Consider the following 24,669-nt stretch of genomic DNA (forward strand, 5'->3'; position numbering starts at 1 on the left):
TGCTTGAAGGTTTAATCGTTTGCCTCAAAAAATTGTGCTATTTTCTTTACAGCCAGATGGTAAGATGCTTTCAATGCGCCTACGCTGGTACCCACAATTTCCGATATTTCCTCATACTTCAGGTCATCAAAATACTTCATATTGAATACCAAGCGCTGCTTCTCCGGCAGCGTAAGCAATGCTTGCTGTAGCTTCAATTGGGCCTGAGTGCCGTTGAAGTATGAGGTATCGGTCAATGAATCTGCCAGGTAAGCTGAGCTTTCGTCATCTAATGAAATATTCTGGCGTTGTTTTTTTTTGTTCAAGAAAGTGATGCACTCATTGGTGGCAATCCGGTAGAGCCACGTGTACAATTGGGCGTCCTCCCTGAAATTCCCGAGGTTTTTCCAGACCTTCACAAAGATATCCTGCACTAAATCATCGGCATCGTCGTGGTCGATGACCAAGCGTCGCACATGCCAATAGATCTTTTGCTGATATTTTTTCAACAACAGTGAAAATGCCTCATCACGTGTGCGTGCATCGGCAAATTTTTCCAATATCTGGGCATCTTCTATCATGTGCCGGGATATCCCCAATCTTTTCCCCTGGACTATTTCCGTTTGATAACGCGTTGCGCCGCAGCGATGATATTTGCTGCGTTCAAGCCATACTTTTCCATTAATTGGGCAGGTGTGCCGCTCTCGCCAAAACTGTCGTCAACCGCTACATACTCTTGAGGAGTGGGTGTATTCCTGGCCAACAATTGTGCAATACTGTCTCCGAGTCCGCCGAGCCTATTATGCTCCTCTGCTGTTACCACGCAGCCCGTTTTGGCCACGGATTTCAATACGGCTTCTTCGTCCAAGGGCTTAATGGTATGGATGTTGATGATTTCCGCATCGATTCCCATTTCAGCCAGTTGCTCACCCGCTTGGATGGCTTCCCACACCAGGTGGCCGGTGGCGAAGATGCTGACATCTTTCCCCTCGTTAACCATCCATGCTTTACCGATTTCGAATTTCTGGTCCGGGTCGGTGAAGATTGGTACTACCGGACGTCCGAAGCGCAGGTATACAGGCCCATCGTGGTCGGCAATGGCAATGGTGGCCGCTTTGGTTTGATTATAATCGCAGGGATTGATAACCGTCATGCCTGGAAGCATTTTCATCAGGCCGATATCTTCCAATATCTGGTGCGTAGCACCGTCTTCGCCGAGGGTGAGTCCTGCATGTGAGGCACAAATTTTTACATTTTTCCCCGAGTAAGCGATAGACTGGCGTATTTGATCATAAACGCGGCCGGTAGAAAAATTAGCAAATGTTCCTGTATAAGGGATTTTGCCGCCGATGGTCAACCCCGCTGCTATGCCCATCATATTTGCCTCGGCGATGCCTACCTGAAAAAAACGATCCGGGAATTCCTTGATAAAATCGTTCATCTTGAGGGAGCCCACCAAATCGGCACAGAGTGCCACTACGTTTTCGTTTTTCCGCCCCACTTCCAGTAAACCGGCACCGAAGCCCGAACGCGTATCTTTTTTATCTGTATAGGTATATTTTTTCATGGTCAATTTAATAATCTCCTAAGGTTTCCTCCAATTGTGCCAGCGCAGCGGCCAACTGTTCATCGTTCGGGGCTACGCCGTGCCATTTATGCGAACCCATCATAAAGTCAACGCCATTGCCCATTTCCGTCTTCATGAGTATCAATACGGGCTTGCCTTTTCCCGTGCGGGATTTCGCTTCGCTCAATCCGGCTACAACCTCGCTCATTGCATTGCCATTCATTTCGAGTACGTCCCAGCCGAATGCGTCCCATTTGGCTTTGAGGTTGCCGAGCGATAGCACGTCTTCCGTGGCCCCGTCTATCTGTTGACCGTTATAGTCAATGGTGGCGATGAGGTTATCCACTTTATTGTGCGGAGCATACATGGCTGCTTCCCATATCTGGCCTTCCTGCTGCTCCCCGTCACCCATCAGAACGTACACGAGGTGATTGTCTTGATTCAGTTTTTTGGCCCGTGCTGCACCGATGGCTACCGAAAGCCCCTGTCCCAACGAACCGGAGGCGACGCGTACCCCGGGTAATCCTTCGTGGGTGGTAGGGTGGCCTTGCAGGCGGGAATTGATTTTACGGAACGTGGCCAATTCGCTGACTTCGAAATATCCTGCACGGGCGAGGGTGCTATAAAAGACCGGCGATATATGTCCGTTCGATAAGAAAAAGATATCTTCTCCTATGCCGTCCATATCAAACCCAGCCTTCCGTTTCATGATGTTGAAATACAGCGCCACGAAATAATCCGTGCAGCCCAGCGAACCACCGGGGTGGCCCGATTGGCAGGCGTGTACCATCCGCACAATATCGCGCCTTACCTGCGACGCAATGTGCTCCAATTTACTGATGTCTTCGCTCATTGTTAATTATAAGTGGTTATAAACAATTCGGCGTTAAAGTTAAGGATTAATTGTGAGATATGGCTCCAGTACCGCCCAGACATTTTCGGCCATGATTTTATGGCCTTCTTTCGTAGGATGGATTCCATCGTCTTGGTTAAGGGTGGCCTCACCCGCCACACCTTCAAGGAGGAAGGGTACAAAAGCCATGTTGTTTTTTTCGGCCAATGTAGGAAAAATGGCACTGAAGGCCCGGCCGTAGTCACCGCCCATGCTGGGAGGTACCATCATGCCCGCCAGTACCAGTTTGCAGCGCGGGTACTTGGCCTTAACCTTGTCGATGATGTGCTGTAAATTCCGTTGGGTTTCGGCTGTGGGTATACCCCGAAGGCCGTCGTTGGCGCCCAACTCCAATACAAAGATATCTATCTTTTCGTTCAGCAGCCAGTCAATCCGTTCATTTCCGCCGGCAGATGTTTCGCCGCTCAGACCGGCATTAATCACACGGTAGGGAAGCCCGAGTGAATCTATACGTTGCTGGATGATGCCAGGGAAAGCTTCGTCCTGGCTTTCCAGGCCCAGGCCTGCCGTCAGGCTATTGCCAAAGAATAAAATGTTTTTGATTGTTTCGTTATTTTCAGTCGCGGTGCCGGAGGGTCTCGCCGAAGTGGTGTCCTGCGCACCATTATCATTACCCGCAGTACCGCAGGCCATAACCAGAAGAAAGCATACCAGGGCAAATGATAGTCGCGCAAACATCGGTTTACATTGCTTCGGCAACCACCTCTTGGACCTCAGGAACCATCCGTTTGAGCAACCCTTCAATGCCGGCCTTCAGGGTAATGGTCGAAGAGGGGCAGCCACTGCATGAACCCCGCAATTCCACGAAGACCGTGCCGCCTTCAAATGACTTGTAGCTGATGGCGCCGCCATCCTGCTCCACCGCCGGACGCACATAATCATGCAAAATTTGCTGTATTTTGATTTCCGTATCCGTTCCCTCAAAGGTCACCTCCTCATCCGGCACTACATCCTGTATCTTGAGTTCGGACTCCACGGCACCTTTTACGAATTCTTTTAGAATGCCTTCAATATCTTCCCACTCAGCGTCATCCGTTTTAGTGACGGTAACGAAGTTACTGGCGAAAAACACGCCGTTTACAAAGTTGAATTTGAAAAGCTCTCGGGCAAACGGCGACTGCTGGGCTTTTTCCCGATCCGGGAAATCCAGACTGCCGTTGATCAATAGCTTGTTGACCAAAAACTTCATGGTCGCCGGGTTAGGGGTATATTCCGTATAAACGTTTATGGTTGCCATCTTTTCTCTTTTTTACAAAAATACCAATAATCCCCAAATTAAGGGTCAGTGTTTCGTCAAAGCTTATACACCTGTATAACTCCACGGGGTGATAGCCTTAAGTTCGGATTTTACTTCCTCACTTACGTTGAGTGTATCTACGAATGCCGCGATGGTCTCTTTCGTTACCGCTTCATTTGTCCGGGTAAGTTCCTTGAGTGCTTCATAGGGTTTCGGATAGCCCTCACGGCGCAGGACGGTTTGGATGGCTTCGGCCACCACGGCCCAGTTCTGTTCAAGATCGGCCTGCAATGCCGTTTCATTGAGGATAAGCTTGTTCAAGCCCCGTACGGTTGACTTAAGTGCAATGATTGTGTGGGCAAGTGGCACACCGATATTGCGGAGCACGGTGGAATCTGTCAGGTCACGCTGCAGACGGGATATCGGCAATTTAGCCGCTAAATGCTCAAACAAGGCGTTAGCAATGCCCAAATTGCCTTCTGCATTTTCAAAATCGATAGGGTTTACCTTATGGGGCATCGCTGAAGAGCCAATTTGTCCCTTGGTTATTTTTTGTTTGAAGTAGTCCATTGAAATGTACGTCCACATGTCCCGGCACAGATCAATCAGAATGTTGTTGATACGTTTCAGTGCATCGCAATGGGCTGCAAAATAGTCGTAATGTTCAATTTGCGTAGTCGTTTGCGACCGGTGTAAGCCCAATGTCTCATTGACAAACGTATTGCCGAATGCAACCCAGTCTATAGTTGGGTAAGCCGCATTGTGAGCATTGAAGTTGCCCGTGGCTCCGCCGAACTTGGCCGCATAGGGAATCGATTTAAGCAGTTCCAACTGGTTGGACAGCCTTTCGGCAAAAACCCTGATTTCCTTTCCCAGGCGGGTAGGCGAGGCGGGCTGTCCATGCGTTCGTGCCAGCATAGGTACCGCTGCCCAATCCTCGGCCAATTGTTCCAACGTGCTAACGAGTGCGGCAGATTGCGGAATATACACTTCAGTGATCGCCTTTTTCCACGAATAGGGAATGGCTGTATTGTTGATATCCTGAGACGTCAATCCGAAATGGATAAACTCCAGCGAATCCACCAAGCCCAATGCCTCAAGCTTTTCTTTCAAAAAATATTCAACGGCTTTCACATCATGGTTTGTTTCTTTTTCCTTCTCTTTAATCCATTCAGCGTCGCTTAAAGAAAAACCTTCATAAATACCCCGTAGCTTGTCATTAAGGCTTCCGTCGAAATGACGCAGCTGCGGTACGCCGGATTCGCATAGGCTGATAAAGTACTCAATTTCGACGAATACCCGGTATTTAATAAGTGCGTATTCGGAAAAATAGTCGGCTAATTCGCGGGTAACATAATGGTAACGGCCGTCCACAGGGGATACGGCCGTAAGTGGTGATAAAGCCATAGTCAATTAATCTTTCCGCAAAAGTAGGCATTTGCCTGCAATCACGGAAACGAGGGGCTCGCCAATGAGTCGGTGGTCATTGTCGTGTCTCCCCATGTGGCGGTGTCATTGGCGATAGAATCGTTGTAAATTGAGTCGGCATTCCTATTGTTCTGTCCATCACGAGCGGTATTGCCGCACGCGGTAATTCCTGCCAAAAAAAGGCATGCTGTAAACATTTTTAACATTTTCATGGTATTCATCTTTTAAATATAAATTAAACAAACATTGATTTGGTACGTCGGGATTATATCGTTATGCGCCCGCCTGTTACCGGCAGTGTCGCCCCAGAGATGTAATTAGCTTCGTCCGAAGCCAGAAACACATAAGCAGGAGCCACTTCGGCAGGTTGGCCAGGTCGCTCGAACGGTGTATTCTCGCCGAAATGTTCATGATCGGGGATGGTTGACGGAATCAGTGGCGTCCATATGGGGCCAGGGGCTACTGCATTTACACGGATTCCTTTGTCCTGTTGGAGCAAAATCTGACTGAGGTTTGCCGTAAAATTCTGAATGGCAGCTTTTGTTGCGGCATAGGGCAGCAAGGTGGGGTTCGGTTCGTAGGCGTTTACCGACGTGGTGTTAATGATGCTCGAACCGGGCGGCATGTGGGGTTCAGCGGCCTTGCAAAGGTAAAACATGCTGTGGATATTTACGGCGAATGTCTTTTCCCATTCCCATGCAGGAATGTCCTGCAACGTTTCACGGGACATCTGGTAAGCGGCGTTATTTACCAGAATGTCTATCTTGCCGAACTCTTTGACAGCAGTCTCGATAATTTTTTGGCAATGCCGTTCTGAGCTGATATCCCCCTTCACCAACACCGCTTTCCGACCCGCTTCCTCCACATATTTAGCGGTATCCTCCGCATCTCTGTCTTCAATGTCATCAAGGTAGCTGATCAGTACATCCGCCCCTTCGCGCGCAAACGCAATGGCTACTGCCTTCCCGATGCCGGAATCGCCGCCGGTTATTACAGCAACTTTACCGGTCAACCGGGCTTTCCCTTTGTACGTTTGTTCACCGTGGTCCGCTTTCGGATCCATGGCGCTTTCTGTACCCGGTACATCTTGGGGCTTTTTAGGAAATGGGGGTTTGGGATATTTGTCCGCCGGATTTTCTTGTTGTTGCCTCGTTTCGTTTTTCATACGATTTGCTTTTTTTCCGTAATGTGGCTAACAATCGGTTTAACCGTTGGTTTTGTTTTTGTCATATTCGCTCGTTTTGTTGAGATTTTTAAACGTAACCAAACATTCCGCCGGTTCAATATGTTGGTCTGCAAAGAACGAATACACATCACAATGGCTATAAAAAAAGAAAATGCGAAGGTGTCTGCCGGCGGCGAGAAGCTGAAAGACAAAAAAGGAGAGGATCTGATCCGTGCGCGGCGTGATCTGAAGGAAAAAAAAGAGCAGAAAAATTATGAAGCAGGCATCGATCCGCAGGTCGATCAACTGAACACTGTTCCTGAGGGAGAAGGGCATGAACGTGGTCGGGCCAAGCCCGGCGGCGGTAATCGCATGCATACTGATAAGCTAAAGCAAGATAAGTAGGTCAGCTAATCCTTCATATCAATGTACTACGCAACAGACTGTCATATTAGCGCCAAAAGCCAAGGGCAGACGCAAGTTTCATCACCGCTGAACGCGCGTGATGAAAACGTAGGTTTTATGGGGCCTTTGAAGAACAACGGTTTTCGAATGAAGAAAAAGAAGATTCTATACATTGAAGACGACACCGATATTGCCGATATTGTAGTTGAGATTATGCGGTTTGAAGAATATGAAGTTATTATAGACAACGGCAAATTAATGTATAAGCATTTGAAGGAGCACGATATTGGCCTGATCTTGATGGATGAAGGCCTGAGCTGGTGTTGGGGCAGCACCCTCTGTAAAGAACTTCGGGAGCGGGATGATACGGCTCATATCCCCATCATTATGATTTCGGCGGTCAGAGAAATCGATGATATAGCACAACATTGCGGAGCGAATGCGTATATCCGTAAACCATTTGAAATTTACGATATCATTGATGCCGTAAATCAATATTATCCGAAAGCGGATCCAACTGTTTGAGTTTAACTAAAAAAGTGTGGCGTATGAAAAGGAATAAAGTAAATCAGGTACATCCACCTGCCTTGCACCACAACCTTCTGCACGACAGAGAAGAAACGGCGGGCGAAGATAAGCGTAATGAGCTGGCGGGAATTCGGATGCTGGAAAACCTGAAAATGGCTTTGTTTTTCAGTCGCATACAGAGCCAGATGGGCAAGGAGCAAAAAGACGGGGATGACTGACTGTGCATGGCGTCTTTTACGTTTGTTGAGACGGTGGGCTACAGGCTCGGTCCATAAGTTTGCTCAAGAGCTAAGCGTGGAACCTCCGGAACTGCTTGAGGCGGTTTCGGAATTGCAGGGGTTTGGGCTTATGGTTGTCTATCCCATGAAAGACGGCGTTTCGTCTACCAATGCCATGTTGGAGATAACACAGGAGGGGCTTGACTTCATTGAAAAGTACGACGGCCAAATCGATTCGGAGACTTAAGCAGGCCAAGCTCCGCTACCTACCGGATGTTATGCCGGGTTACAGCCGCATTAGATGCGGACGGGGATTTTACTACACAGACAGTTCCGGAAAGCGGATAACCGACCCGTTACTGCTGGAACGGTTCCGGGCCTTGGTTATCCCCCCCGCGTGGAAGAACGTCTGGATAAGCCCGAGTAGCCGGGGGCATTTACAGGCTACCGGCATTGATGAAGAGGGCCGCAAACAATACCGATATCATCCCGAATGGACAAAAGATAGGCAGCAGGAAAAACTGGCACGCATGGTTGCTTTCGGCTTTGCTTTACCCCGGATCCGGAAGCAAGTAGCCGCCGATTTTCGGGTTAATGCGTTTACATTGGAGAAGGTCACCGCCGTCGCCCTGAGGGTCATGGAGGCTACGCTGATTCGGGTCGGCAACGAGCAATACCGAAGGAAGTATGGAAGCCATGGACTAACCACATTAAAGAAAAAGCACATCAGCATCGCTCAGAACGAAGTGATGTTCAAATTCAGGGGAAAAAAAGGTGTATGGCAGGAAATTACCGTAAGAAGCGCGAGTCTGGCTGAGGTGTTGAGCATGTTGTGCCAACTACCCGGTGCTGCGCTTTTCCAATACGTGGATGATGCAGGAAGCAGGCATCGCCTGAACCCGGTACTGATTAATGCCTATATTCAACGCTGTCTTGATGGGAGCTTTTCCTCCAAGGATTATCGGACGTGGTATGCCGGGCTTTGGGCGTTCCGTCTGTTTGCCAGGCAACCTGACCCTAAGGACGAAAAAGAATGCAAAGCCATTATTCTGTCGGTGTTGGATGCTGTTTCCAGACGCCTGGGCAACACGCGGACGGTCTGCAAACAATATTATGTACCTGATAGCCTTATCACTGCTTATGAAAAGGGTGTGTTACAGCCCTATTTGCGCAACAGCTTAAACAGCAAAGGCATATCCACGCCACGGCAAACCGAAAACCAATTTCTGGCTTTCCTGAAAGACGCTGCAAAATAGCCAGGTTTGTACTATTTTCTCTCAAATTTTCTTTTCAGTGCCTGAAAATGATGGGTTTTGCCTTTAGGGGAATCGGCTGGGCCGATAAGGATGCCATACGGCTTAAGCTCGGGAACGTTATCACAAATGATTTTGATAATGCCCACCACCGGGATGGCCAGGGCCATGCCCGCGATACCCCATAGTAGCTCGCCGGCCACCAACCCCATGATGGTAAACAGCGGATTGATGTTCACCCGTTGCCCCACAACAAGGGGTTCCAGAATATAGGTTTGCAGAAACTGGACAATCACATATACCGCTACCACACCCAGCACCATGCCTGCGTCGCCGCCTTGGGCCAGTGCTGCGATAAGGGCAATCACGCTGCCGACGAAGTTGCCTAAAAATGGTACAATTTCAAGCAACCCGCAAATCATGGCAAACAGTATCGCCCCCTGTAGTCCGATGATGGTGAAGCCGATGCCGTACATTACCCAAAGGCAGGCCACCATGGCAAACAAACCGATCAAATAGTGACCCGACACAGCTATCGATTTATGGATTATACGGTTTGTGTCTCTTTTTTTGCTCTCGGGAACCATGTGGATAATGGCCTTTTTGAGGTGCGAACGGTAAAATATAAGCAGATAAGTGTAAACCACCACCAGCACGGTATTCACCGCCACGTCCGCCAATGTGTTAACAATGGTAAAAAGCCAGGTCCCCGCCTGATTGGAAGCCTCTTTGCCCTGTTCCTTGACCAATTTTTCCTGTTCGTGGACCGCAATACCGAAGGTGTCGCTTACCCATGCCCGCAACGCCTCCAGTTTGGCTCCAACCTGCTCCTTCATTCCGGCGAAGTCTGCCGTCAGCCGGTTAATCTGCCATGAAAGCACCAAACCAATTACCGTGATTGCGCCAATAAACGCCAGAACAGGGATAAAAGCCGACAGTGCCCTGCCGAGCCCCAATTTTTCCAGCCATTCGCTGGCGCCATTCAGTAGCATGGCCAATAGCCCTGCAAGCACAACAGGAATCAAAAATGAGGCAGCGAAATACAGGCTGGCAATCGAAAGTGTAATAATCAGGATGATGTTAGCGGTACGCGTGGTGGTTGCAGCTGATCCATTAGTTCCCCCTGGCATACGGTTTTAGCTTTTTTTTCAGTTGCTGCCTTGCTACGTGTATCCGGGTTTTGACCGTTCCAATCGGAATCTGGAAGTGCTCGGCAATTTCATGGTATTTATAACCTTCGTAATACATGGAAAAAGGATAATAATACTCTTCAGACAGTTTTGACAATGCCCGCTCGATGTCTTCCATGATAAACTTTCCTTCTGCGGCGTTGCAAAGGGCACTTTTGAATAGATCGGATGATGAAATGGTTTGCGGCTTAATGATAATGGAATTGGTCTTGACTTTTCTCCGGTAGTAATTGATGAAGGTATTCTTCAATATGGTATAAAGCCAAGCCTGTAAGTTGGTGCCCTCTTTGAATTTGTTGTAATAGGAAAATGCCTTGAGAAGGGTATCCTGCACCAAATCGTTTGCGTTCTCTTCATCACGGGTGAAATAAAAAGCGTAATTATTTAACGCGCCGGCTTCCTGTATCACTTTGGAGTTAAATTCGATCTTATTCATAACCTATGGCATTTATCGTTTCAAGTGCGTTTGTGTTAGATAATCTGGCCGGTAAGCTTCGTCACCGAAGTTACGTTTGCTGTTTCGTTTTTTAAGAAGTTCCCGTAAAATTCCAAACGACACAATACGTCGTTTGGAAGCTCAATACTAAAAAAGTTGATAAAACATAAAAACATTATTTATCACGCTATTTTGCATACTTGCAGGCGTTGTTTTTTCTCAGTTTTTATGATCGTTATTTTTTTTAATGAACTGTATTGGACTGTTTGTTTTAATACGCTTGTTTTAATAGCTGCCCAATCGCTGTTAGATGCCAACAACCCGGGGTAGATTTTTGTTTGAAAAATTTTAAAAAAAATCTGAACGCACTCTTTTACTGTTCGTTAGGCGAATATAATGCATTTGTTATATATATCATTGTTTTCTTATTTGTAACAATATTGTTATTGTTTTCCGGCACTGTCCTCGTGCTTTCGGGGAATGTGCTTTACATCAAGCTCGGTTTCCTTTTCTTCCACATGTACTGCAAATTCTGCCGGAGCAATGCGGGTGCCATGAAAGTCTGCATATGCCCGCGTAAAGGATGCCCCAATATAGAGGATGGCGGCCGTATAATAGACCCATAATAACACAACGATCAAGGAGCCCGCAGCACCATAGGCGGATGCCTGCCCTGCTGTCTGAATGTAAAAGCCTATTAGAAACCGGCCAATCATAAACAACACCGCAGTGAACAACGCTCCGGAACGGACATCTTTCCATCGGATACGGACATCCGGCAAAAATTTGAAAATGATGCCGAACAGGATGCTGATAACAAAGAAATTGATGACAAGGTCAATAGTAACAGACAGGTAAACCGCCAGATCAGAAAACGCCTGTCGCACATAATCCATAAAGAGCATCAGCAGTCCGTTAATGATTAACGACACGATAAGCAGAAAGCCAAGCGAAAGTACGATGGAGGAAGAAAGCAGCCTGTCTTGGATGAATTTTAACCACCCCCGTTTAGGTTTCGGCTTAATTTCCCAGATTCGGTTGATGGAATGCTGCATATCGGCAAACACGGTTGTAGCGCCGAGCAGCAGCGTGGCTATGCCGATAACAAGCGCTAAGGTATTACCTCCTTTTAACCGTACATTGCGGAGCATCTCCTGTACCTGAATGGCAGCATCATTGCCGATAAGCCCGTTTATCTCTTGGAAAACCCGCCCTTCCACCGCCTCGCGCCCGAAAAACAAGGCAGCTAATGAAATAACCAATACCAGCAATGGGGCCAATGAAAAAACCGTGTAATAGGCCAGGGATGCACTGAATTTCAAGCCTCTCACTTCCATGAATATGGCAAAGGTATTTTTTAGAATAGTAAACCAGCGTTTAAAAAAGTTCGTAGTTTCCATAATAATCATTTAACGGTTCCTTCCCGGTTGGTCTGGCAGCAACGCTTAATATTCGCTGAAATAAATGGCGAATATGGTTAAAGCTGCCACCACACATACAGCGCTAAGGATAATAAGCACTACCCCGATGGATTCATGGATATATATCCAAGCGAATCTGCCGAACATGGCGGCGAGCGCGGCCAGTACAAGAGCAATCGCCAATTTTTTCCTGTTTTTCATTATTGTAATCAACAGTTAGCGGTCCGGTTTGTTGGTATTTTTTGAAGTTCAAAAAACGATAGTTGACTTATAAACAATGGTTTTAACGCCGAAAGCTGAGTTAACGGAGAATGATATTAAGCGCGGATTGCGCATGGTGATCTGGCTTTTTTAGTGGCTATGGCGCTGCTGCCCGGTGCCAATAATGCGCAGATTGGGTTGCTCGCCGCGCTGCCTATGATTACAATTTTCCAATTGTTATCCATCCTGCTTGTACAGCGATTCAATAACAGGCGTGCGCTGTCTGTAGTTTGTATAGCACTGGCTCGGATTCCATTGCTGGTGGTTGGTATGCTGGTGTACACAAGGACATGCCGGCAGCATATGAAAGACGCGATGATCATCGGCAACCTGATTACATGGAATAATCAGTCGCGGGCCATCCTGAAGCTGAAGCGGAAGTGGTCTGATGTTACCTCCGCCGCCTCGTCCGATAAATGACGTAAGCCAGTATCCCAATAATAAAAACCGCGCCGAATAGTATTGCGAAAAACATAAGGGGTACGTGTTAACTTTGTGTTTCTATCTTACAATGTGCAATCCGTTTGGTTTCATTTTTTTTAACATCCACCTTTTTCATGTGACGGAATCTGATGGAGGCCGCACATGGAATGAACAATTCCTGTGTTGATTTGTATTTTTTTCACATCGACTATAAAAAGCAGCAATGGAGGATGTCATTGTAACCGTTATCGGCTGTGGGGATGCATTTGCAAGCGGTGGACGGCGGCACACGTGCTTCCATATCAAAGCGCCGCATTCCAACTTGCTTATAGATTGCGGCGCAACCGCTTATCAAGGGTTAAAAGAACAGGGTGTATCCCTCGCCGAAATAGACACCGTGGTAATTTCCCATTTTCATGGCGACCATTACGGTGGCGTACCGTTCTTGCTTTTAGAGGAAGCGATCCGGCAGCGGGAAACCCCACTGACGATTATCAGTCCGCCGATGGGCAAAGAGCGGATCAATCAGCTCCTCAGCCAGCTTTATCCCGGCACCGACGTCGTCGGCAAACTGAACTTGTTATTTAAAACCTTCGTTCCGGATGGAGTTGTGCAGACCGATCGCGTCGAAGTGACGGCTTACCCGGTTATGCATACACCGGGTGCCTGTCCTCATGGTATACGGCTTGAGGTCGGCGGGAAGACCATCAGCTATTCCGGCGATACGGAGTGGACGGCTGTGCTGATAACGTTGGCGAGGCATGCGGATCTGTTCATCTGTGAATGTAACTTCTTTGATTCAGAAATCAGCGGACATTTAAACTACCGCACGTTGCAGGTCTATGCAGAACAGTTGCAATGTAAGCGGTTATTACTTACCCATTTAGGGTTGGAAATGCTTCAGCAACAGGGTAACATCCGTTTTCCCTGTGCATACGACGGACAGCAAATCAGGTTGTAATATTTTGCATGAATTACTCAACAATTCCGTGGAGATGGCTGTTACTAACAGCAGTAGGGTTGCATTTGCAGCCATTTGTTCAACGATATAATACCGTAGATTATGGCAACATTAACAGCAAGTAGACTGAACACCGTATTGGGTTACCAAGAGGCGCCTGTATTTTCCCTTTATATGCCTACCCATCGTACACATCCGGACAACGCTACAGATCCAGGGCTGTTCAGGGAACTTGTGCAACGGCTGGGCGCTATGGCTGAGGGTTATCCCAATAGCGAAGAGTCCAGGCCTATCCTTTCAAAATTCGAGGCGCTTGCCAATGATTATCAATTCTGGCAGCATACGCGGGATGGCTTAGCGATTTTTGCCACGAAGAACGCGTTTGATATTTACCGCTTGCGAAAGCCGGTTAGACCACTGGCGGTCGTAGCGGACAGCGCGCACGTTAAACCCTTATTGAAGTATCTCCAAGCCAATGACCGGTATCATCTGTTGGTGCTGACGACCAATACCGCCCAGCTTTTCGAAGGCGATCGTTATCAATTAGACGAAATTGACATATCAGGCGACGACGTACCCGATGCAATGATTGATGCGTTGGATCATGAACTGCGTGATCTCCATGCTACGTTGGCGGCTTACCGTACCGCCACGGGTGAAAAATGGGACACCGGACAGAACCATGGGTTGCGGAAAACGGCAATTGAAAACGATATTGAGCAATTTTTCAGGGCTGTCGACAGAGCCATCATGGCGAAGTATTCTATCCCGACCCGTCTTCCCTTAATTCTTGCTGCCTTGCCGGAACACCATCATATATTCCGGCAGGTGAGCCGCAATGGCCGATTGATGGAGGCTGGTATCAAAGTCGATGCCACCGCGTTAAACACAGCTGAATTGCAACGGCGGGCATGGCAGGTGATGGAGCCCAATTATACACAGCGGCTGGATAGGATCATCAGCACCTACCGGCAGGCAACTGCCGATGGCATGGGAGCCGACCAACTGGAACAGATTGTAAAAGATGCGTTTGACGGTAAAGTAGCTACATTGCTGCTGGAAGAAGACCGGATTATCCCCGGCCGGATTATGGGCCGCGCAGATGTGGTTTATCACACCTCCGGTGAAACGCCAGGAACCATAGACGATGTATTGGATGATCTGGCTGAAGTGGTAATGCGATTTGGCGGTGACGTATGGATCATACCTAACGATCGTATGCCTTCGGAAACCGGGGCGGCAGCCATTAACAGGTTCTAATGGTGCCTTATTTTGTCGATGAGCGCTTTCTTATTCAATTTTAAATATCCCTTGATGCCGATTTTCTTGGCTTCGCGGATAAGTTCATCCTTTGTACGTTCATCCAATTTACTGGCTTTTCCGCCCTTTTGCCCGGCGTTGGGCGTGTTAGCAATGCGAGCAGCCTTTTCTTTACTGGTTCCTTTTTTTCGCAAGGCCTCGTATGTTGCGTCGTCTTTGATTTGTTTACCGTGATCTTTAGCCATAATTTATCATGATAGTGTGTACAGGTTAAAGGATGCAAATGCTGAGCCAAATTGCCCGCGGCGTTGGGAAACAACTGCCATCAGTTTTTTGTTTAGTTCCATGTATCCCGCTAGCTAACAGTATTAAGAATGGGCAAAAAAACAAAGGCAGGCTCGTGGTTTTATCCGGGCCATAAGGTGAGGCTGCTTTCCGGAGGTAAGGCTTATTTTACATTGCTCCTTCAATTGATAGCGAACGCCCGTGATACTATCCATCTCCAGGTCTATATTTATGAGCCGGATGAGACCGGACAGCAAGTGGCGGATGCCCTGATCGCTGCTGCAAAGCGGGGAGTAGCGGTATACGTGCTGGTTGACGGTTATGGCTCACAGGGATTCCCTCATAGTTTTGTGGCCCGCTTCAAGGAACATGGTGTACGCTTTCGGGTGTTTGAGCCCTTGTTTAGGAGCAAACGGTTTTATATTGGAAGGCGGATGCATCAAAAGGTGCTGGTGATAGACAGCCGGTATGCCATGGTAACAGGGGCAAATATCGAGAACAAATATAACGATCTGCCCGGGCAACCAGCATGGCTCGATTTTGCGCTATGCATAGAAGGCTATGTGGCCGCTCAGCTGTGCAGGCTGTGTTGGTCTACTTGGAACGGATTCCAGCGAGCGAGGAAAATACCTGTTCCATGCAGACAGACGGAAACAGCCATTGACTTTGGTCAAGCCTACGACTGTGCCGTGAGGATGCGGCGTAATGATTGGGTGCGCCGCAAACATGAAATTACCCGCTCTTACCGTGAAATTCTCCGTGGCGCTCGCTCGCAAGTGATTATGCTGTCGAGCTATTTTTTGCCAAGTACATCGCTGCGTAAAGCGATCGGCGGCGCCGTAAAACGCGGTGTTGTGGTGAAACTGATTGTATGTAACCACATGGATGTTCCCTTGGTGAAGTCTGCGGAGCGGTATATGTATGGCTGGTTGCTGCATCACGGGGTCGAAATCTATGAATACACCTCAAACATGTTACATGGCAAACTGGCAACCTGCGATGAAGAATGGATGACCCTCGGCTCTTTTAACGTGAATGATCTAAGCGACCGGGTAAGTGTTGAATTGAACATTGACGTGGAAGGTAGGGATTTGGTGAAGCAGGCCATAGTTGAGTTGGAAACCATTATCGCAAACCATTGTTTACGCGTGGATGAAGCCCGATACCAGGCAAGCAGTAACCTGTTGAGAAAGGCACTCCGCTGGTTATCTTACAGGATTCTGCGCCTTGTTTTCTTTCTGGGCACATTTTATATGAAGCAAGAACGGCGGAGCGGTGATTGACGGCTACTGTACTGAAAAGCCAACCTATTGTCCAGAAAATCAGAAGTGTGGTTTGCCTCTAATTACGCCGCTGCTTACCCGCGGTTCGCTGGCATCCATAAGGCTTGTTGGAACAGTTTTATGACAACCATCCTGTGATGCTTTTGTAAGGATAAAACGTTTAACTGGAGGTAACTATGGAACATCATTTTGAAAAGTATGCGGAAGAAGGAAACCTGTTTCTTAAAAAGGTGGCCGCGGAGTTAGGGGCACCGGATGATCGACAGCGGGCATTCCGGTTAATACAGGCGGTATTTCAGGCATTGCGCGACAGGATAACCGTGGAGGAATCCATGCATCTGATAGCCGAACTGCCGATGATCCTGAAAGCGGTATACGTGAATGGCTGGAATATAAGCGAGGAGCGGAGAGGCTCCTCCACGGTGGACGAGTTTCTGAACGAGATTCTCGAAAAAAGCCGTGCACCGGAACGCGACTTCGGCGACAATCCGGAAGAGGGCGTGGCGGCGGTATTCCGGGTAATCCGGAAATACGTGTCGCCCGGAGAATACGCACACGTTAAAGGGCAATTAACGCCAGAAATCGCAACATTGTTGGAAGCCTAAATTTAAGATGTATTATGAAGAAGATAACGGTAAAGGAACCTATCACCGGTGAGACACTTGTCCTTTTAGGGCAACCCGAGGACTATAACGGCAGTCAGGGATGGCGAATCATTACACCGGAAAAGGATTCATTCGTCATGATTGAACAGGATGGAACATGGCAGGTGGTGGATGACGAAATCCATCCTGAAATAGTTGAGGCCATCGGTAAAGCGCTACGGACTTACGCCCGTTATAATTCGTTGAGCTGATCAATTAAGAAATTTTCCAAACAATACCGATAAAGGATTGTCAACATTTATAGCAAGCCCCATGGGCGCAATTGAATGTAAAAATAGCTGAAAAAGGAGACAGGAAAATGGAAGATCTGAGAAAAACCGCCGAAGTGCTGAACGATCTGGTTAAAATTAACAACGACCGGATCGCCGGGTATGAGAAAGCCATAGCTGAATTGCCGGCCGCGGACGTTGACCTGAAAGCGTTGTTCAATAGTCTGATTGAACAAAGCGAGCGTCTTAAAGCCGAATTGCAGCAGCATATCAGTGGATGGCAGAATCGCGTGGATGGGCAAACCACCACTTCAGGAAAGATATATCGCGCGTGGATGGATATCAAGCAGACATTTGCGGTAGATGATCGCAAAGCTGTGCTTGAAAGCTGTGAATTTGGAGAAGATGCCGCACAAAAGGCATACCGTCAGGCGGAGGAGGAAGAAGGGATATCCACCGCTGCAAAGGCACTTATTTCGAGCCAAAAAACACAACTTTTGGCGTCGCACGACCACATCAAGCAACTGAGGGATCGTGAGCGGGTGGGATAAGCACCCGCTCGCATGAATAATCAACAAAACATAATTTCAATAATTATGGAGAACCTAAATATAACGATGGAATGTTTGCATGATCTGGTGGCATTCCATACGGAACGGATTAAAGGGTATGAAACCCTGCTTACCGCCCTGCCACCCGAAAGTCAGCATTTAACCACGTTGTTCGACGCTTTTATCAAACAAAGTGTTGACATGAAAGCGGAACTGCTGGGAGCTGCCGGAGCGGTTTGGGGAGCAGGCGAGAAGCAGGCGCAGCAACAGGGAAAATTCGGGTTGGCGTGGTCGGTGGTGAAAGCTGTTTTTTCAAGCAGGATGCCTACTTATCCGTTGGAAAAGTGCAAATCAGGAGAAAATGCGTTATTGATTGCCTATCATAGCATAGAAGGAACAGAAGGGCTCCATCCTTCGGTCCGGACATTGGTGAACAGGCAGAAACGCGAGGTCATCGATGCCAGAGATTGGATTGTTCCGTTCGAGCGCCGGGGCACGCCGCCTTCGCATCGGCAATTGGCGACAGTCTCGTAAGCTCGCCGTTATAAGTTGGCCATGGAACTTCAGCTATCGGCGAACCTCGGAGTACTTAACGACTTAATTGACGTAAACGGGCAGCGTATCTGGAGTTATCAGGGCTTACTTGCTGGAACGGACGATAAGCGGCGTGATGAGCAGCTGAATCTAATCGTTGAGGAGGTCGTTATCCAGGGGCAGCGTTTGCAGGAGGAGCTGGAACTGGAATATGTAGACCTCGCACAGGATCTTCCGGTAAAGGGGGCCACCTCAGGTACCGTTCTCCATGCTTGGGATCTCGTGATGTCGTTGTTCGCTGACGAACGAAGTAAATCCATCAGGGAATTATTGGGTAAAGGTGAACGTGCTTTCATCACCGCCTACCGCCATGCTGGAGCGCACCCGGCACTGGTGCCGCCTGTCAATAGGCTGATTCAACGGCAAGCACGGGAATTATCGTTGTTTTACAGCCGCTACAAGCGATTTTATCAAAGTTGCCGGCTCATTTGGAGGCGTTAAATATACGGGAATGGTGCGGTTGTAATAAAAAAAAGCCTGAAGCGTTAAATATAGAAGCAAACTCGTAACTTTGTTTCTGGCGTCGTATGGGTAAACGTCATGATGAAGCAATTTTCAAATTTGGATGAGCAGCACGCGGGCAGAGATAGATAACCGTCTTTTCAGAGATTTGTTTTTAGCATCGCCGGTGGCGGGCTATCTTTGTGATAAAGAGGGCTATCTATTGGCTTATAATGACGCTGCTGCGGCACTTTGGGGCCGCCGCCCGGAAATCGGCAAAGAACAGTGGTGCGGATCGTTTGCCATATACGGCACCGACGGGCAGCCCGTTTCTCTGGACACCTGCCCCATGGCAAGGGCTATGCGGGGGATGGAAGTTAAGGAGCGGGAAGAAATAATTGTCGAAACGCCGGATGGCCGGCGCCGGAACGTGTTAGTTTATCCGAGAACGATAAAAAACCACGAGGGTGAGCTTCTGGGAGCCCATAATACCCTGATTGACATTACGGATTATAAGCGCCAAGAGGAGAAGCATGTGATGCTTTCCGAAATCGTCCAATCGTCTGACGATGCCATCGTCAGTAAAAACCTCAACGGTATTATTACCAGTTGGAATGCCGGTGCGCAGCGTATCTTCGGCTATACCGAAGACGAAATTGTGGGGAAGCCGATAAACACGTTAATCCCGCCTTATTTGACAAGCGAAGAGATTATGATTATCGGCGAAATCAAAGAGGGCCGGAAAATTGATCATTACCAAACCATAAGGCTGACCAAATCCGGCAAGGAGATACCCATTTCACTGACAATATCGCCCATGCGCAACAAGCAGGGCCAAATCATCGGAGCGTCAAAAATTGCCAGGGATATATCCGAAAAAGTGCAGCGGGAACAAACCATACAGTTCCATGCCCAGAAATTGGAAACACTGCACGCTATCGGAAAGGTGATTTCAGAGAAGCTGGATACACCGGCCATTATACAAACTGTCATTGATTCAACCACCCATCTGGCTGCTGCGAATGTGGGATTATGTTTTTACCGGGTATCTGACGAACAGGGCAATTCGGTACTTTCCGTAGCGGCTACCCGTCAGGGCGAACGCTTCAAGGAAAGCCGCGATGTGTACCTTGACGACGGGGCCATTCATGCCATATTTTCCGGAAGTGAAGATATTGTGAAATTTGAAGACATGTGCAAGGCACCGCATGTATTGTCGTTGTTTGAAGCAACGGTAGGCATTAAATCCCCACGCATACGGCATTGCCTGGCCATACCTATCCGTTCGTCGGATGGTCTATTGATAGGTGCCATGTTCTTCGGGTATACGCAGTCGGATGTATTCAGTACCGCAGATGAAGATATGATGCGTAGTATCGCATTATTGGTAGCAGTTACCTTAGACAATGCCCGGTTGCTGGAGCAGGTGAACGCGCTGAACCTGAAGAAAAATGAGTTCATCGCATTAGCGAGCCATGAATTAAAAACACCGCTTACCACCGTAAAGGGATACCTGCAGATATTGGAGCGAGCTGAAATAGACCGGATAGGACGCCGTTTTCTGACAAAGGCCCTAAAGCAACTCGAACGGATAAACTCCCTTATCGCTGAGCTCTTGGATATCTCGAAAATCGAGGCAGGCAAGCTGAGTTTTCATTTTGAAACTTTTGACCTGAGCGAGTTGGTGCTCGATATTGTAGAGACATTCCATTTCAGCAGCCAGACCCATACCATTTTCGTAAACAATATCCACGGTGATTATACCGTTGAAGCCGATCGGCAGCGGATTGAACAGGTAATCATTAATTTGATAACCAATGCTATCAAATATTCACCGGATGCAAACAAAGTAACCGTTACGCTGGAGTCATCGCCTGCCGAAGTGAGTGTGCAGGTTATTGACGAAGGAATGGGATTAAGCCGTGAACAGCAGGATCGGGTTTTTACCAGGTTTTACCAGGTCGAGGGCACATCAAAAATGACGGGATTAGGGCTCGGGCTTTATCTCAGCAAGGAAATCGTGGAGCGGCACGGCGGCCATATCGGAGTGAACAGCCAGTTGGGGAAAGGCTCAACCTTTTACTTTTCCATTCCCAGGAAACAAGCGGAATCCGATTTGTAATTAATAGCTTATTTTTTTAAACTTGCAAGGCATGAAAAAAGCAATCCATGTCTTAGAAGATGATGCCGATATCAGCGAGCTCATCGCATTCCTACTTGCGGAATCTGGCTATGAGGCGTCTATTTTTAATAACATTGCGTCGTTTAAACAGCATGGGGGGAAATCAGTGCCTGCTTTGTTGATTATTGACATTATGTTGCCGGACGGTAATGGATTGGATATTTGCAACGCATGGAAAACGGATCCGGCAACGAAGCATATACCTATTCTGTTAATGTCGGCCTATGACGACTACCGGCACGACGTGCGTGCAAGTAAGGCAAATGGATTTATCAGCAAGCCGTTCGATATTGAGGTGTTCATGGACGAGGTGGGGCGGCAGCTCGGTGCATGAAAAAGCCCCGCTTTGCGTGATATGTCGTTGTGTGTATTGAATGGAGATGACGGGCGCAAAGGGGGCTGAAGATAGGTCAATGCCGAGTGTCAGTGAGCCACGTTGGCTTCTTCCATAGCGATTTCCGTTAGTTTGGTGTCGGTGTCTTTTTCTTCTTCCAGCGTCTGGCTTAATAGGTCAGCCGCTTCGCGATGCTCCATCAGGTTTGCGTAGGTAACCAGACATCCATAGCTCGCTATCTCATAGTGCTCAGCCTTTTGCGCCGCGGCAATGAGCGCTGCGTCCAGTACTTCGGCTTCTTCAAAATTCTCCATAATTTCCTCGGCTTCTGCTAATAAGCTCTCCATGGCTTTACACTTTTTTGCCCGCGGCGAAAGCCCTATGGCGGAAAAAACATTCTTCAACCGTTCAATATGTTGTTCGGTTTGGGTGTAATGTTCCTCAAATGCCGAGCGCAGCGTATCGCGGTTTGCCTTGCCGGCCATTTTTTTAAGCCCTTTGAGCAGAAGCTTCTCTGCACTCAACACATCTCTCAGTTCGTCTACAAACAGTTCATGGAGATGGGCGTTGGGCATGTCCTGGTTGTTTTTTCTTGTATTTGCCATAACATTTACTATTATTTGATTGCTAACTAAACTGTATCACTTTTTATGCCGACAGTAACGATAAGCACGATAACGCGACCCATAAAACGGCAACAGGGACAGTGGGGATGGTTAAGGGTAGTTCCGGAATTTTTAATTTTTCGGCCGTTGCCCATGGCGGGTTTCGGGTGTGTCCTATATTTTGGTATACGTGTCTGATTCTGTCTACTCTGATTACACTTTTTGGCATGGGCTTGTCGCGCAGACGTTTCAACATCAAGAGAATAGCATGGGGTAAACCTGGCAATGTTTTTAGTTAATTAACTGAGATGACCAATACGGAAAGGGAGATATCCGCGTTGACGGATTACATGCAGGTGATTAAGTCACTGAAGCGGCAACATACTTGGCCCCGCAACAGTGGTTTTCTTTATCGCGGGCAACCTTCGGATACGCCGCTTATTCCTAAAATCTTGAGGTTAACGCCCCTTGATGGAAATCTTTTGCACACCGAGCGCGCGCTTCTGGAGGAATTCAAGCGCGCTAATCCGTTGCTCATCAACCCATTTCAGGTTAATAACGATTGGGATTACCTGACGCTTGGCCAACATTATGGCCTTCCGACCCGGTTTCTTGACTGGACAGACAACGCCTTGGCTGCGTTGTGGTTTGCCACCAGTTCAGTAATATCAGGTGATTCTCAGGAACCCTACGCTGTCGTCTGGATTTTTATGGCAGAAGACGCGGACTTCCTTGACTACAATATTGATCTTCATCCTTTTGATATTCCCGAAAGCAAGCTGTTCAGGCCGAGGATCATCAAGCAGCGCATAAATAATCAGTCCGGCGTGTTTTCTGTGCATGCTACGGATGCTTTGGAAAACCGTCAGCGGTTTGATGATATACAGAACTACCGCGATAAAATGGTTAAGATTAAAATTCCGCGGGCGGATGCCGCAGCTATTGTGGAAGACCTCCATCACTTGGGCATAGATGCGTTCAGCATCTTTCCGGAACTGGAGGGATTATGCGCGTACTTGCAATGGAGATTTTTCAGGGAAGTGCGGTAAGTTCAATCAGTTTTTTTGCGTTGTCTACCGCGTAAGCGTGTTGGTCGTTGTCGAAATAGAAGAACACGTCTTTTCCAGCTTTCCGCCATTGATGGCAATGCTCCGCCCAGCCAGCCAAAGCCGTATCAGAATAGCTGCCCTGATATTTTTCACCAGGTCCGTGCAATCGTACGTAGACAAAATCGGCCGTGATTTCAATTGGCGATAAATGTCCAGCTAACTCGTATATACAGAAGGCACAGTTATGGCGGCTAAGGATGTCGTAAACCTCGGGAATATACCAGCTGTGGTTTCTGAATTCAAAAACATAACGATGCCCGCGGGGCAGGGTCGTAATAAACGTGGCAAGCCGTTGGGTGTGAACCGTCCAAAAAGGCGGTAGCTGAAACAAGATTGGGCCCAGCTTACGGCCAAGCCGTGCCGCGCGTTGGATAAAACCATCCGTAAATTCAGCTATGCCGCCCAGCTTGCTGTAGTGTGTGATTCGGCGGTTAGCTTTCACTGAAAAAAGAAAATCGCGGGGTGCCGTGGCTTTCCATTTCTCGAACGTCGTTTCCAATGGAACGCGGTAAAAAGGATTGTTCAGCTCAACCGTAGCAAACGAACGGGTGTAGTAAGCCAGTTGGTCTGCGTCTTTAAGTCCTTCGGGGTAAAACACCCCTTTCCAGTGGCGGTAGTGCCATCCTGATGTGCCGATATGGACGGTTCCGTTTCGAGGCATTTAAACTCAGGCTACTTATCCAACCGCTGCTCTTCGATGGCCTTACCGATAAGCCGCACGGTATCGGCAGAAAAATCTCCCCATAGTTGAAGCCATTCGCCAGTGGTTTCCCGCCTTAGCTGGCTGCGGGAACTCCCATCTACATAACAATGGTAAATGGGAATTCCGTCTGTGGTTTCTTCCGGACGCACAAGTAGCGGGGTGTCCGCAAAAGGGCCACTGTTTAGGGTAATCTCAAATATTTCGTCCGACTTTTCCATAATTATCGCCTGTTCCTCAGTTTAAAACTCCCTGTTGCAATGCGATACGGATTACCGTACCAATATCTGAAGCCCCTGTTTTCTGTAGAAGGCTCTCGCGGTATTTCAGGATGGTCCGCTTGTTGGTAAAAAGCTGGTAAGCGATCTCTTGGTTTGAGTATCCTTCCAGGATGAGTTTTAAGATTTGCTCTTCGCGCGGGGAGAACTCAACGGCATGATCTTTCTTCCCAAAGTCGGTTGCGGCAATGCGTTCCAGTACTTTCAGGTACAGCGCCGTGCATATATAGGTGTTGCCGGACAGGATATGCTTAATGGCAAAGACCAATTCGTCTTTATTCGCCTCATTAACAATGTATCCATCAGCCCCTGATTTCATCAGCCCCAGGATGTCCTCGTCATATTCAATGCCTGACAGAACCAATACCTTGATTTGCGGCGCTATTTTTTTCAACATTGTTAGATACCGCTGATCGTCAGGGAGGAAAACATGATCGATAACTAACAGATCTATCGCGGGCTGCGTTGAAAGGGCCGGTATTATGTCGTCCCGTTTGGAAATGATTGCGGCAAAAGCAAAATCGGGCTCTTGGTCCAAAAGGGAGATAATGCCATCACGTGCCAGCGTCTGCGGTGAAGCCCAAATGATTTTTGCTGAATTTTCCATAATATTTAATCTACTGTCCTAACTGATATCTTTAAGTCGCTAATCGTAGAGATATACGTTTCAACTGTTGTAAAGGTTTTAGTTTTTTTAAGATACTTCTCCTAAACCGACAAAAAGTATGGTTTTTAGTACAGCGAAGAACCGTTGGCTGACTTTTCCAAAAGCGATCCAAAAGACAAGG

Annotated in this window: 34 protein-coding genes; 17 read left to right on the forward strand and 17 right to left on the reverse strand. The window is 47.9% G+C overall.

The annotated features are described in order from the left end of the window. Positions 1-11 precede the first annotated feature (11 nt). The 8 genes from BM030_RS02395 to BM030_RS02430 form a co-directional block, all read right to left on the reverse strand. Complete coding sequence (locus BM030_RS02395) at positions 12-557, reverse strand: RNA polymerase sigma factor (protein WP_090971029.1); 546 nt, start codon at positions 555-557, stop codon at positions 12-14. A gap of 35 nt (positions 558-592) precedes the next feature. Next, on the reverse strand, positions 593-1,546 hold the full coding sequence (locus BM030_RS02400) for a transketolase family protein (protein WP_090970655.1): 954 nt from the start codon (positions 1,544-1,546) through the stop codon (positions 593-595). 7 nt (positions 1,547-1,553) lie between these two features. Beyond that, positions 1,554-2,399 (reverse strand): transketolase, encoded by an 846-nt coding sequence (locus BM030_RS02405; protein WP_090970658.1) that lies wholly within the window; start codon positions 2,397-2,399, stop codon positions 1,554-1,556. A 39-nt stretch (positions 2,400-2,438) separates the two neighbouring features. Further along, positions 2,439-3,137, reverse strand: a complete 699-nt coding sequence (locus tag BM030_RS02410) for an arylesterase (RefSeq protein WP_090970661.1) — start codon at positions 3,135-3,137, stop codon at positions 2,439-2,441. Between the two features lie 4 nt (positions 3,138-3,141). Next, positions 3,142-3,696: a NifU family protein gene (locus BM030_RS02415; protein WP_090970663.1), complete on the reverse strand. Its 555-nt coding sequence runs from the start codon at positions 3,694-3,696 to the stop codon at positions 3,142-3,144. Between the two features lie 63 nt (positions 3,697-3,759). After that, positions 3,760-5,103, reverse strand: coding sequence for an adenylosuccinate lyase (purB, locus tag BM030_RS02420; protein WP_090970665.1), 1,344 nt, complete (start codon positions 5,101-5,103; stop codon positions 3,760-3,762). 41 nt (positions 5,104-5,144) lie between these two features. Beyond that, positions 5,145-5,336 (reverse strand): hypothetical protein, encoded by a 192-nt coding sequence (locus tag BM030_RS02425; protein ID WP_139215786.1) that lies wholly within the window; start codon positions 5,334-5,336, stop codon positions 5,145-5,147. 53 nt (positions 5,337-5,389) lie between these two features. Beyond that, positions 5,390-6,289, reverse strand: coding sequence for an SDR family oxidoreductase (locus BM030_RS02430; RefSeq protein WP_090970669.1), 900 nt, complete (start codon positions 6,287-6,289; stop codon positions 5,390-5,392). Between the two features lie 153 nt (positions 6,290-6,442). Here BM030_RS02430 and BM030_RS02435 point away from each other — a divergent pair, with 153 nt between their 5' ends. Genes BM030_RS02435 through BM030_RS02450 form a run of 5 tightly spaced genes read left to right on the forward strand, consistent with a single transcriptional unit; the run spans position 6,443 to position 8,696 of the window. After that, positions 6,443-6,694: a hypothetical protein gene (locus BM030_RS02435; RefSeq protein ID WP_139215787.1), complete on the forward strand. Its 252-nt coding sequence runs from the start codon at positions 6,443-6,445 to the stop codon at positions 6,692-6,694. Positions 6,695-6,715: 21 nt separating this feature from the next. Then, the gene (locus BM030_RS02440) at positions 6,716-7,219 is read left to right on the forward strand and encodes a response regulator (protein WP_090970673.1); all 504 of its coding nucleotides are present in this window, start codon (positions 6,716-6,718) and stop codon (positions 7,217-7,219) included. A 23-nt stretch (positions 7,220-7,242) separates the two neighbouring features. Then, the gene (locus tag BM030_RS02445) at positions 7,243-7,440 is read left to right on the forward strand and encodes a hypothetical protein (RefSeq protein ID WP_090970675.1); all 198 of its coding nucleotides are present in this window, start codon (positions 7,243-7,245) and stop codon (positions 7,438-7,440) included. Further along, a complete protein-coding gene (locus tag BM030_RS19600) occupies positions 7,433-7,687 on the forward strand; it encodes a hypothetical protein (RefSeq protein ID WP_139215788.1) in 255 nt (84 codons plus the stop codon). The genes BM030_RS02445 and BM030_RS19600 overlap by 8 nt, the downstream gene beginning before the upstream one ends. After that, entirely contained in the window at positions 7,641-8,696 is a 1,056-nt protein-coding gene (locus BM030_RS02450) for a DNA topoisomerase IB (protein ID WP_139215789.1), read from the forward strand. The genes BM030_RS19600 and BM030_RS02450 overlap by 47 nt, the downstream gene beginning before the upstream one ends. A gap of 11 nt (positions 8,697-8,707) precedes the next feature. On the opposite strand, the gene BM030_RS02455 is transcribed toward BM030_RS02450, so the two are convergent. The 4 genes from BM030_RS02455 to BM030_RS19785 form a co-directional block, all read right to left on the reverse strand. Next, positions 8,708-9,823, reverse strand: coding sequence for an AI-2E family transporter (locus BM030_RS02455; protein ID WP_090970678.1), 1,116 nt, complete (start codon positions 9,821-9,823; stop codon positions 8,708-8,710). After that, positions 9,807-10,319, reverse strand: a complete 513-nt coding sequence (locus BM030_RS02460) for an RNA polymerase sigma factor (protein ID WP_090970680.1) — start codon at positions 10,317-10,319, stop codon at positions 9,807-9,809. Before BM030_RS02460 ends, BM030_RS02455 begins: the two co-directional genes overlap by 17 nt. Before the next feature lie 443 nt (positions 10,320-10,762). Beyond that, on the reverse strand, positions 10,763-11,719 hold the full coding sequence (locus tag BM030_RS02465) for a YihY/virulence factor BrkB family protein (protein WP_244518615.1): 957 nt from the start codon (positions 11,717-11,719) through the stop codon (positions 10,763-10,765). Between the two features lie 45 nt (positions 11,720-11,764). Then, positions 11,765-11,941, reverse strand: coding sequence for a hypothetical protein (locus BM030_RS19785; protein ID WP_170845608.1), 177 nt, complete (start codon positions 11,939-11,941; stop codon positions 11,765-11,767). A 159-nt stretch (positions 11,942-12,100) separates the two neighbouring features. On the opposite strand from BM030_RS19785, the gene BM030_RS02470 reads away from it, so the two are divergent. The 3 genes from BM030_RS02470 (at position 12,101) to BM030_RS02480 (ending at position 14,645) form a co-directional block, all read left to right on the forward strand. Next, the gene (locus tag BM030_RS02470) at positions 12,101-12,421 is read left to right on the forward strand and encodes a hypothetical protein (RefSeq protein WP_090970685.1); all 321 of its coding nucleotides are present in this window, start codon (positions 12,101-12,103) and stop codon (positions 12,419-12,421) included. Positions 12,422-12,647: 226 nt separating this feature from the next. Further along, a complete protein-coding gene (locus BM030_RS02475; RefSeq protein WP_090970687.1) occupies positions 12,648-13,385 on the forward strand; it encodes an MBL fold metallo-hydrolase in 738 nt (245 codons plus the stop codon). A 102-nt stretch (positions 13,386-13,487) separates the two neighbouring features. Continuing rightward, positions 13,488-14,645, forward strand: a complete 1,158-nt coding sequence (locus BM030_RS02480; protein ID WP_090970689.1) for a baeRF3 domain-containing protein — start codon at positions 13,488-13,490, stop codon at positions 14,643-14,645. Here BM030_RS02480 and BM030_RS02485 read toward each other — a convergent pair. Next, a complete protein-coding gene (locus BM030_RS02485) occupies positions 14,642-14,890 on the reverse strand; it encodes a DUF7218 family protein (RefSeq protein WP_090970691.1) in 249 nt (82 codons plus the stop codon). The genes BM030_RS02480 and BM030_RS02485 overlap by 4 nt on opposite strands. A 129-nt stretch (positions 14,891-15,019) precedes the next feature. Between BM030_RS02485 and BM030_RS02490 the strand changes: the two genes are divergently transcribed. The 8 genes from BM030_RS02490 to BM030_RS02525 all read left to right on the forward strand — a co-directional run bounded on the left by BM030_RS02490 (position 15,020) and on the right by BM030_RS02525 (position 21,189). Next, the gene (locus BM030_RS02490; RefSeq protein ID WP_090970693.1) at positions 15,020-16,213 is read left to right on the forward strand and encodes a phospholipase D-like domain-containing protein; all 1,194 of its coding nucleotides are present in this window, start codon (positions 15,020-15,022) and stop codon (positions 16,211-16,213) included. Positions 16,214-16,389: 176 nt separating this feature from the next. Beyond that, positions 16,390-16,818 (forward strand): DUF2267 domain-containing protein, encoded by a 429-nt coding sequence (locus BM030_RS02495; RefSeq protein WP_090970695.1) that lies wholly within the window; start codon positions 16,390-16,392, stop codon positions 16,816-16,818. A 14-nt stretch (positions 16,819-16,832) separates the two neighbouring features. Further along, entirely contained in the window at positions 16,833-17,069 is a 237-nt protein-coding gene (locus BM030_RS02500; protein ID WP_090970697.1) for a hypothetical protein, read from the forward strand. A gap of 107 nt (positions 17,070-17,176) precedes the next feature. Then, a complete protein-coding gene (locus BM030_RS02505; protein ID WP_090971031.1) occupies positions 17,177-17,638 on the forward strand; it encodes a PA2169 family four-helix-bundle protein in 462 nt (153 codons plus the stop codon). Positions 17,639-17,683: 45 nt separating this feature from the next. Continuing rightward, positions 17,684-18,172, forward strand: a complete 489-nt coding sequence (locus BM030_RS02510) for a hypothetical protein (RefSeq protein ID WP_139215790.1) — start codon at positions 17,684-17,686, stop codon at positions 18,170-18,172. Positions 18,173-18,193: 21 nt separating this feature from the next. Further along, entirely contained in the window at positions 18,194-18,673 is a 480-nt protein-coding gene (locus BM030_RS02515) for a hypothetical protein (RefSeq protein ID WP_090970701.1), read from the forward strand. Between the two features lie 124 nt (positions 18,674-18,797). Then, entirely contained in the window at positions 18,798-20,795 is a 1,998-nt protein-coding gene (locus BM030_RS02520; RefSeq protein ID WP_090970703.1) for a PAS domain S-box protein, read from the forward strand. Positions 20,796-20,826: 31 nt separating this feature from the next. Continuing rightward, positions 20,827-21,189 carry a response regulator gene (locus BM030_RS02525; RefSeq protein WP_090970705.1) on the forward strand — a complete coding sequence of 121 codons (363 nt, stop codon included), beginning with the start codon at positions 20,827-20,829 and terminating at the stop codon, positions 21,187-21,189. A gap of 89 nt (positions 21,190-21,278) precedes the next feature. Here BM030_RS02525 and BM030_RS02530 read toward each other — a convergent pair whose 3' ends face one another. Then, complete coding sequence (locus BM030_RS02530) at positions 21,279-21,794, reverse strand: YciE/YciF ferroxidase family protein (RefSeq protein ID WP_090970706.1); 516 nt, start codon at positions 21,792-21,794, stop codon at positions 21,279-21,281. A gap of 308 nt (positions 21,795-22,102) precedes the next feature. Between BM030_RS02530 and BM030_RS02535 the strand changes: the two genes are divergently transcribed. Next, on the forward strand, positions 22,103-22,843 hold the full coding sequence (locus BM030_RS02535) for an FRG domain-containing protein (protein ID WP_090970708.1): 741 nt from the start codon (positions 22,103-22,105) through the stop codon (positions 22,841-22,843). Here BM030_RS02535 and BM030_RS02540 read toward each other — a convergent pair. From BM030_RS02540 to BM030_RS02550, 3 genes are read right to left on the reverse strand one after another with little or no spacing between them, the layout of a single operon-like run. Further along, positions 22,827-23,564 (reverse strand): DUF72 domain-containing protein, encoded by a 738-nt coding sequence (locus tag BM030_RS02540; protein ID WP_090970711.1) that lies wholly within the window; start codon positions 23,562-23,564, stop codon positions 22,827-22,829. The two genes, BM030_RS02535 and BM030_RS02540, sit on opposite strands and share 17 nt — an antisense overlap. A gap of 11 nt (positions 23,565-23,575) precedes the next feature. Beyond that, entirely contained in the window at positions 23,576-23,824 is a 249-nt protein-coding gene (locus tag BM030_RS02545) for a hypothetical protein (protein WP_090970713.1), read from the reverse strand. A 16-nt stretch (positions 23,825-23,840) separates the two neighbouring features. Continuing rightward, the gene (locus tag BM030_RS02550; RefSeq protein ID WP_090970715.1) at positions 23,841-24,488 is read right to left on the reverse strand and encodes a LuxR C-terminal-related transcriptional regulator; all 648 of its coding nucleotides are present in this window, start codon (positions 24,486-24,488) and stop codon (positions 23,841-23,843) included. Positions 24,489-24,669 lie beyond the last annotated feature (181 nt).

The sequence above is a fragment of the Parapedobacter composti genome, assembly GCF_900112315.1.
In the GTDB taxonomy this organism is placed as follows: Bacteria; Bacteroidota; Bacteroidia; order Sphingobacteriales; family Sphingobacteriaceae; genus Parapedobacter; species Parapedobacter composti.

Excerpts from the sequence above, each read along its gene's own strand:
- BM030_RS02430 (WP_090970669.1), bottom strand. The coding sequence starts at position 6,289 with ATGAAAAACGAAACGAGGCAACAACAAGAAAATCCGGCGGACAAATAT.
- BM030_RS02540 (WP_090970711.1), bottom strand. The coding sequence starts at position 23,564 with ATGCCTCGAAACGGAACCGTCCATATCGGCACATCAGGATGGCACTAC.
- BM030_RS19600 (WP_139215788.1), top strand. The coding sequence starts at position 7,433 with ATGACTGACTGTGCATGGCGTCTTTTACGTTTGTTGAGACGGTGGGCT.
- BM030_RS02400 (WP_090970655.1), bottom strand. The coding sequence starts at position 1,546 with ATGAAAAAATATACCTATACAGATAAAAAAGATACGCGTTCGGGCTTC.
- BM030_RS02510 (WP_139215790.1), top strand. The coding sequence starts at position 17,684 with ATGGAGAACCTAAATATAACGATGGAATGTTTGCATGATCTGGTGGCA.
- BM030_RS02515 (WP_090970701.1), top strand. The coding sequence starts at position 18,194 with ATGGAACTTCAGCTATCGGCGAACCTCGGAGTACTTAACGACTTAATT.
- BM030_RS02480 (WP_090970689.1), top strand. The coding sequence starts at position 13,488 with ATGGCAACATTAACAGCAAGTAGACTGAACACCGTATTGGGTTACCAA.
- BM030_RS02410 (WP_090970661.1), bottom strand. The coding sequence starts at position 3,137 with ATGTTTGCGCGACTATCATTTGCCCTGGTATGCTTTCTTCTGGTTATG.
- BM030_RS02530 (WP_090970706.1), bottom strand. The coding sequence starts at position 21,794 with ATGGCAAATACAAGAAAAAACAACCAGGACATGCCCAACGCCCATCTC.
- BM030_RS02415 (WP_090970663.1), bottom strand. The coding sequence starts at position 3,696 with ATGGCAACCATAAACGTTTATACGGAATATACCCCTAACCCGGCGACC.
- BM030_RS02455 (WP_090970678.1), bottom strand. The coding sequence starts at position 9,823 with ATGCCAGGGGGAACTAATGGATCAGCTGCAACCACCACGCGTACCGCT.
- BM030_RS02475 (WP_090970687.1), top strand. The coding sequence starts at position 12,648 with ATGGAGGATGTCATTGTAACCGTTATCGGCTGTGGGGATGCATTTGCA.
- BM030_RS02505 (WP_090971031.1), top strand. The coding sequence starts at position 17,177 with ATGGAAGATCTGAGAAAAACCGCCGAAGTGCTGAACGATCTGGTTAAA.
- BM030_RS02470 (WP_090970685.1), top strand. The coding sequence starts at position 12,101 with ATGGCGCTGCTGCCCGGTGCCAATAATGCGCAGATTGGGTTGCTCGCC.
- BM030_RS02500 (WP_090970697.1), top strand. The coding sequence starts at position 16,833 with ATGAAGAAGATAACGGTAAAGGAACCTATCACCGGTGAGACACTTGTC.
- BM030_RS02550 (WP_090970715.1), bottom strand. The coding sequence starts at position 24,488 with ATGGAAAATTCAGCAAAAATCATTTGGGCTTCACCGCAGACGCTGGCA.
- BM030_RS02445 (WP_090970675.1), top strand. The coding sequence starts at position 7,243 with ATGAAAAGGAATAAAGTAAATCAGGTACATCCACCTGCCTTGCACCAC.
- purB (WP_090970665.1), bottom strand. The coding sequence starts at position 5,103 with ATGGCTTTATCACCACTTACGGCCGTATCCCCTGTGGACGGCCGTTAC.
- BM030_RS02495 (WP_090970695.1), top strand. The coding sequence starts at position 16,390 with ATGGAACATCATTTTGAAAAGTATGCGGAAGAAGGAAACCTGTTTCTT.
- BM030_RS02425 (WP_139215786.1), bottom strand. The coding sequence starts at position 5,336 with ATGAAAATGTTAAAAATGTTTACAGCATGCCTTTTTTTGGCAGGAATT.
- BM030_RS02465 (WP_244518615.1), bottom strand. The coding sequence starts at position 11,719 with ATGGAAACTACGAACTTTTTTAAACGCTGGTTTACTATTCTAAAAAAT.
- BM030_RS02490 (WP_090970693.1), top strand. The coding sequence starts at position 15,020 with ATGGGCAAAAAAACAAAGGCAGGCTCGTGGTTTTATCCGGGCCATAAG.
- BM030_RS02440 (WP_090970673.1), top strand. The coding sequence starts at position 6,716 with ATGTACTACGCAACAGACTGTCATATTAGCGCCAAAAGCCAAGGGCAG.
- BM030_RS02485 (WP_090970691.1), bottom strand. The coding sequence starts at position 14,890 with ATGGCTAAAGATCACGGTAAACAAATCAAAGACGACGCAACATACGAG.
- BM030_RS02545 (WP_090970713.1), bottom strand. The coding sequence starts at position 23,824 with ATGGAAAAGTCGGACGAAATATTTGAGATTACCCTAAACAGTGGCCCT.
- BM030_RS02535 (WP_090970708.1), top strand. The coding sequence starts at position 22,103 with ATGACCAATACGGAAAGGGAGATATCCGCGTTGACGGATTACATGCAG.
- BM030_RS19785 (WP_170845608.1), bottom strand. The coding sequence starts at position 11,941 with ATGAAAAACAGGAAAAAATTGGCGATTGCTCTTGTACTGGCCGCGCTC.
- BM030_RS02460 (WP_090970680.1), bottom strand. The coding sequence starts at position 10,319 with ATGAATAAGATCGAATTTAACTCCAAAGTGATACAGGAAGCCGGCGCG.
- BM030_RS02520 (WP_090970703.1), top strand. The coding sequence starts at position 18,798 with ATGAGCAGCACGCGGGCAGAGATAGATAACCGTCTTTTCAGAGATTTG.
- BM030_RS02525 (WP_090970705.1), top strand. The coding sequence starts at position 20,827 with ATGAAAAAAGCAATCCATGTCTTAGAAGATGATGCCGATATCAGCGAG.
- BM030_RS02435 (WP_139215787.1), top strand. The coding sequence starts at position 6,443 with ATGGCTATAAAAAAAGAAAATGCGAAGGTGTCTGCCGGCGGCGAGAAG.
- BM030_RS02405 (WP_090970658.1), bottom strand. The coding sequence starts at position 2,399 with ATGAGCGAAGACATCAGTAAATTGGAGCACATTGCGTCGCAGGTAAGG.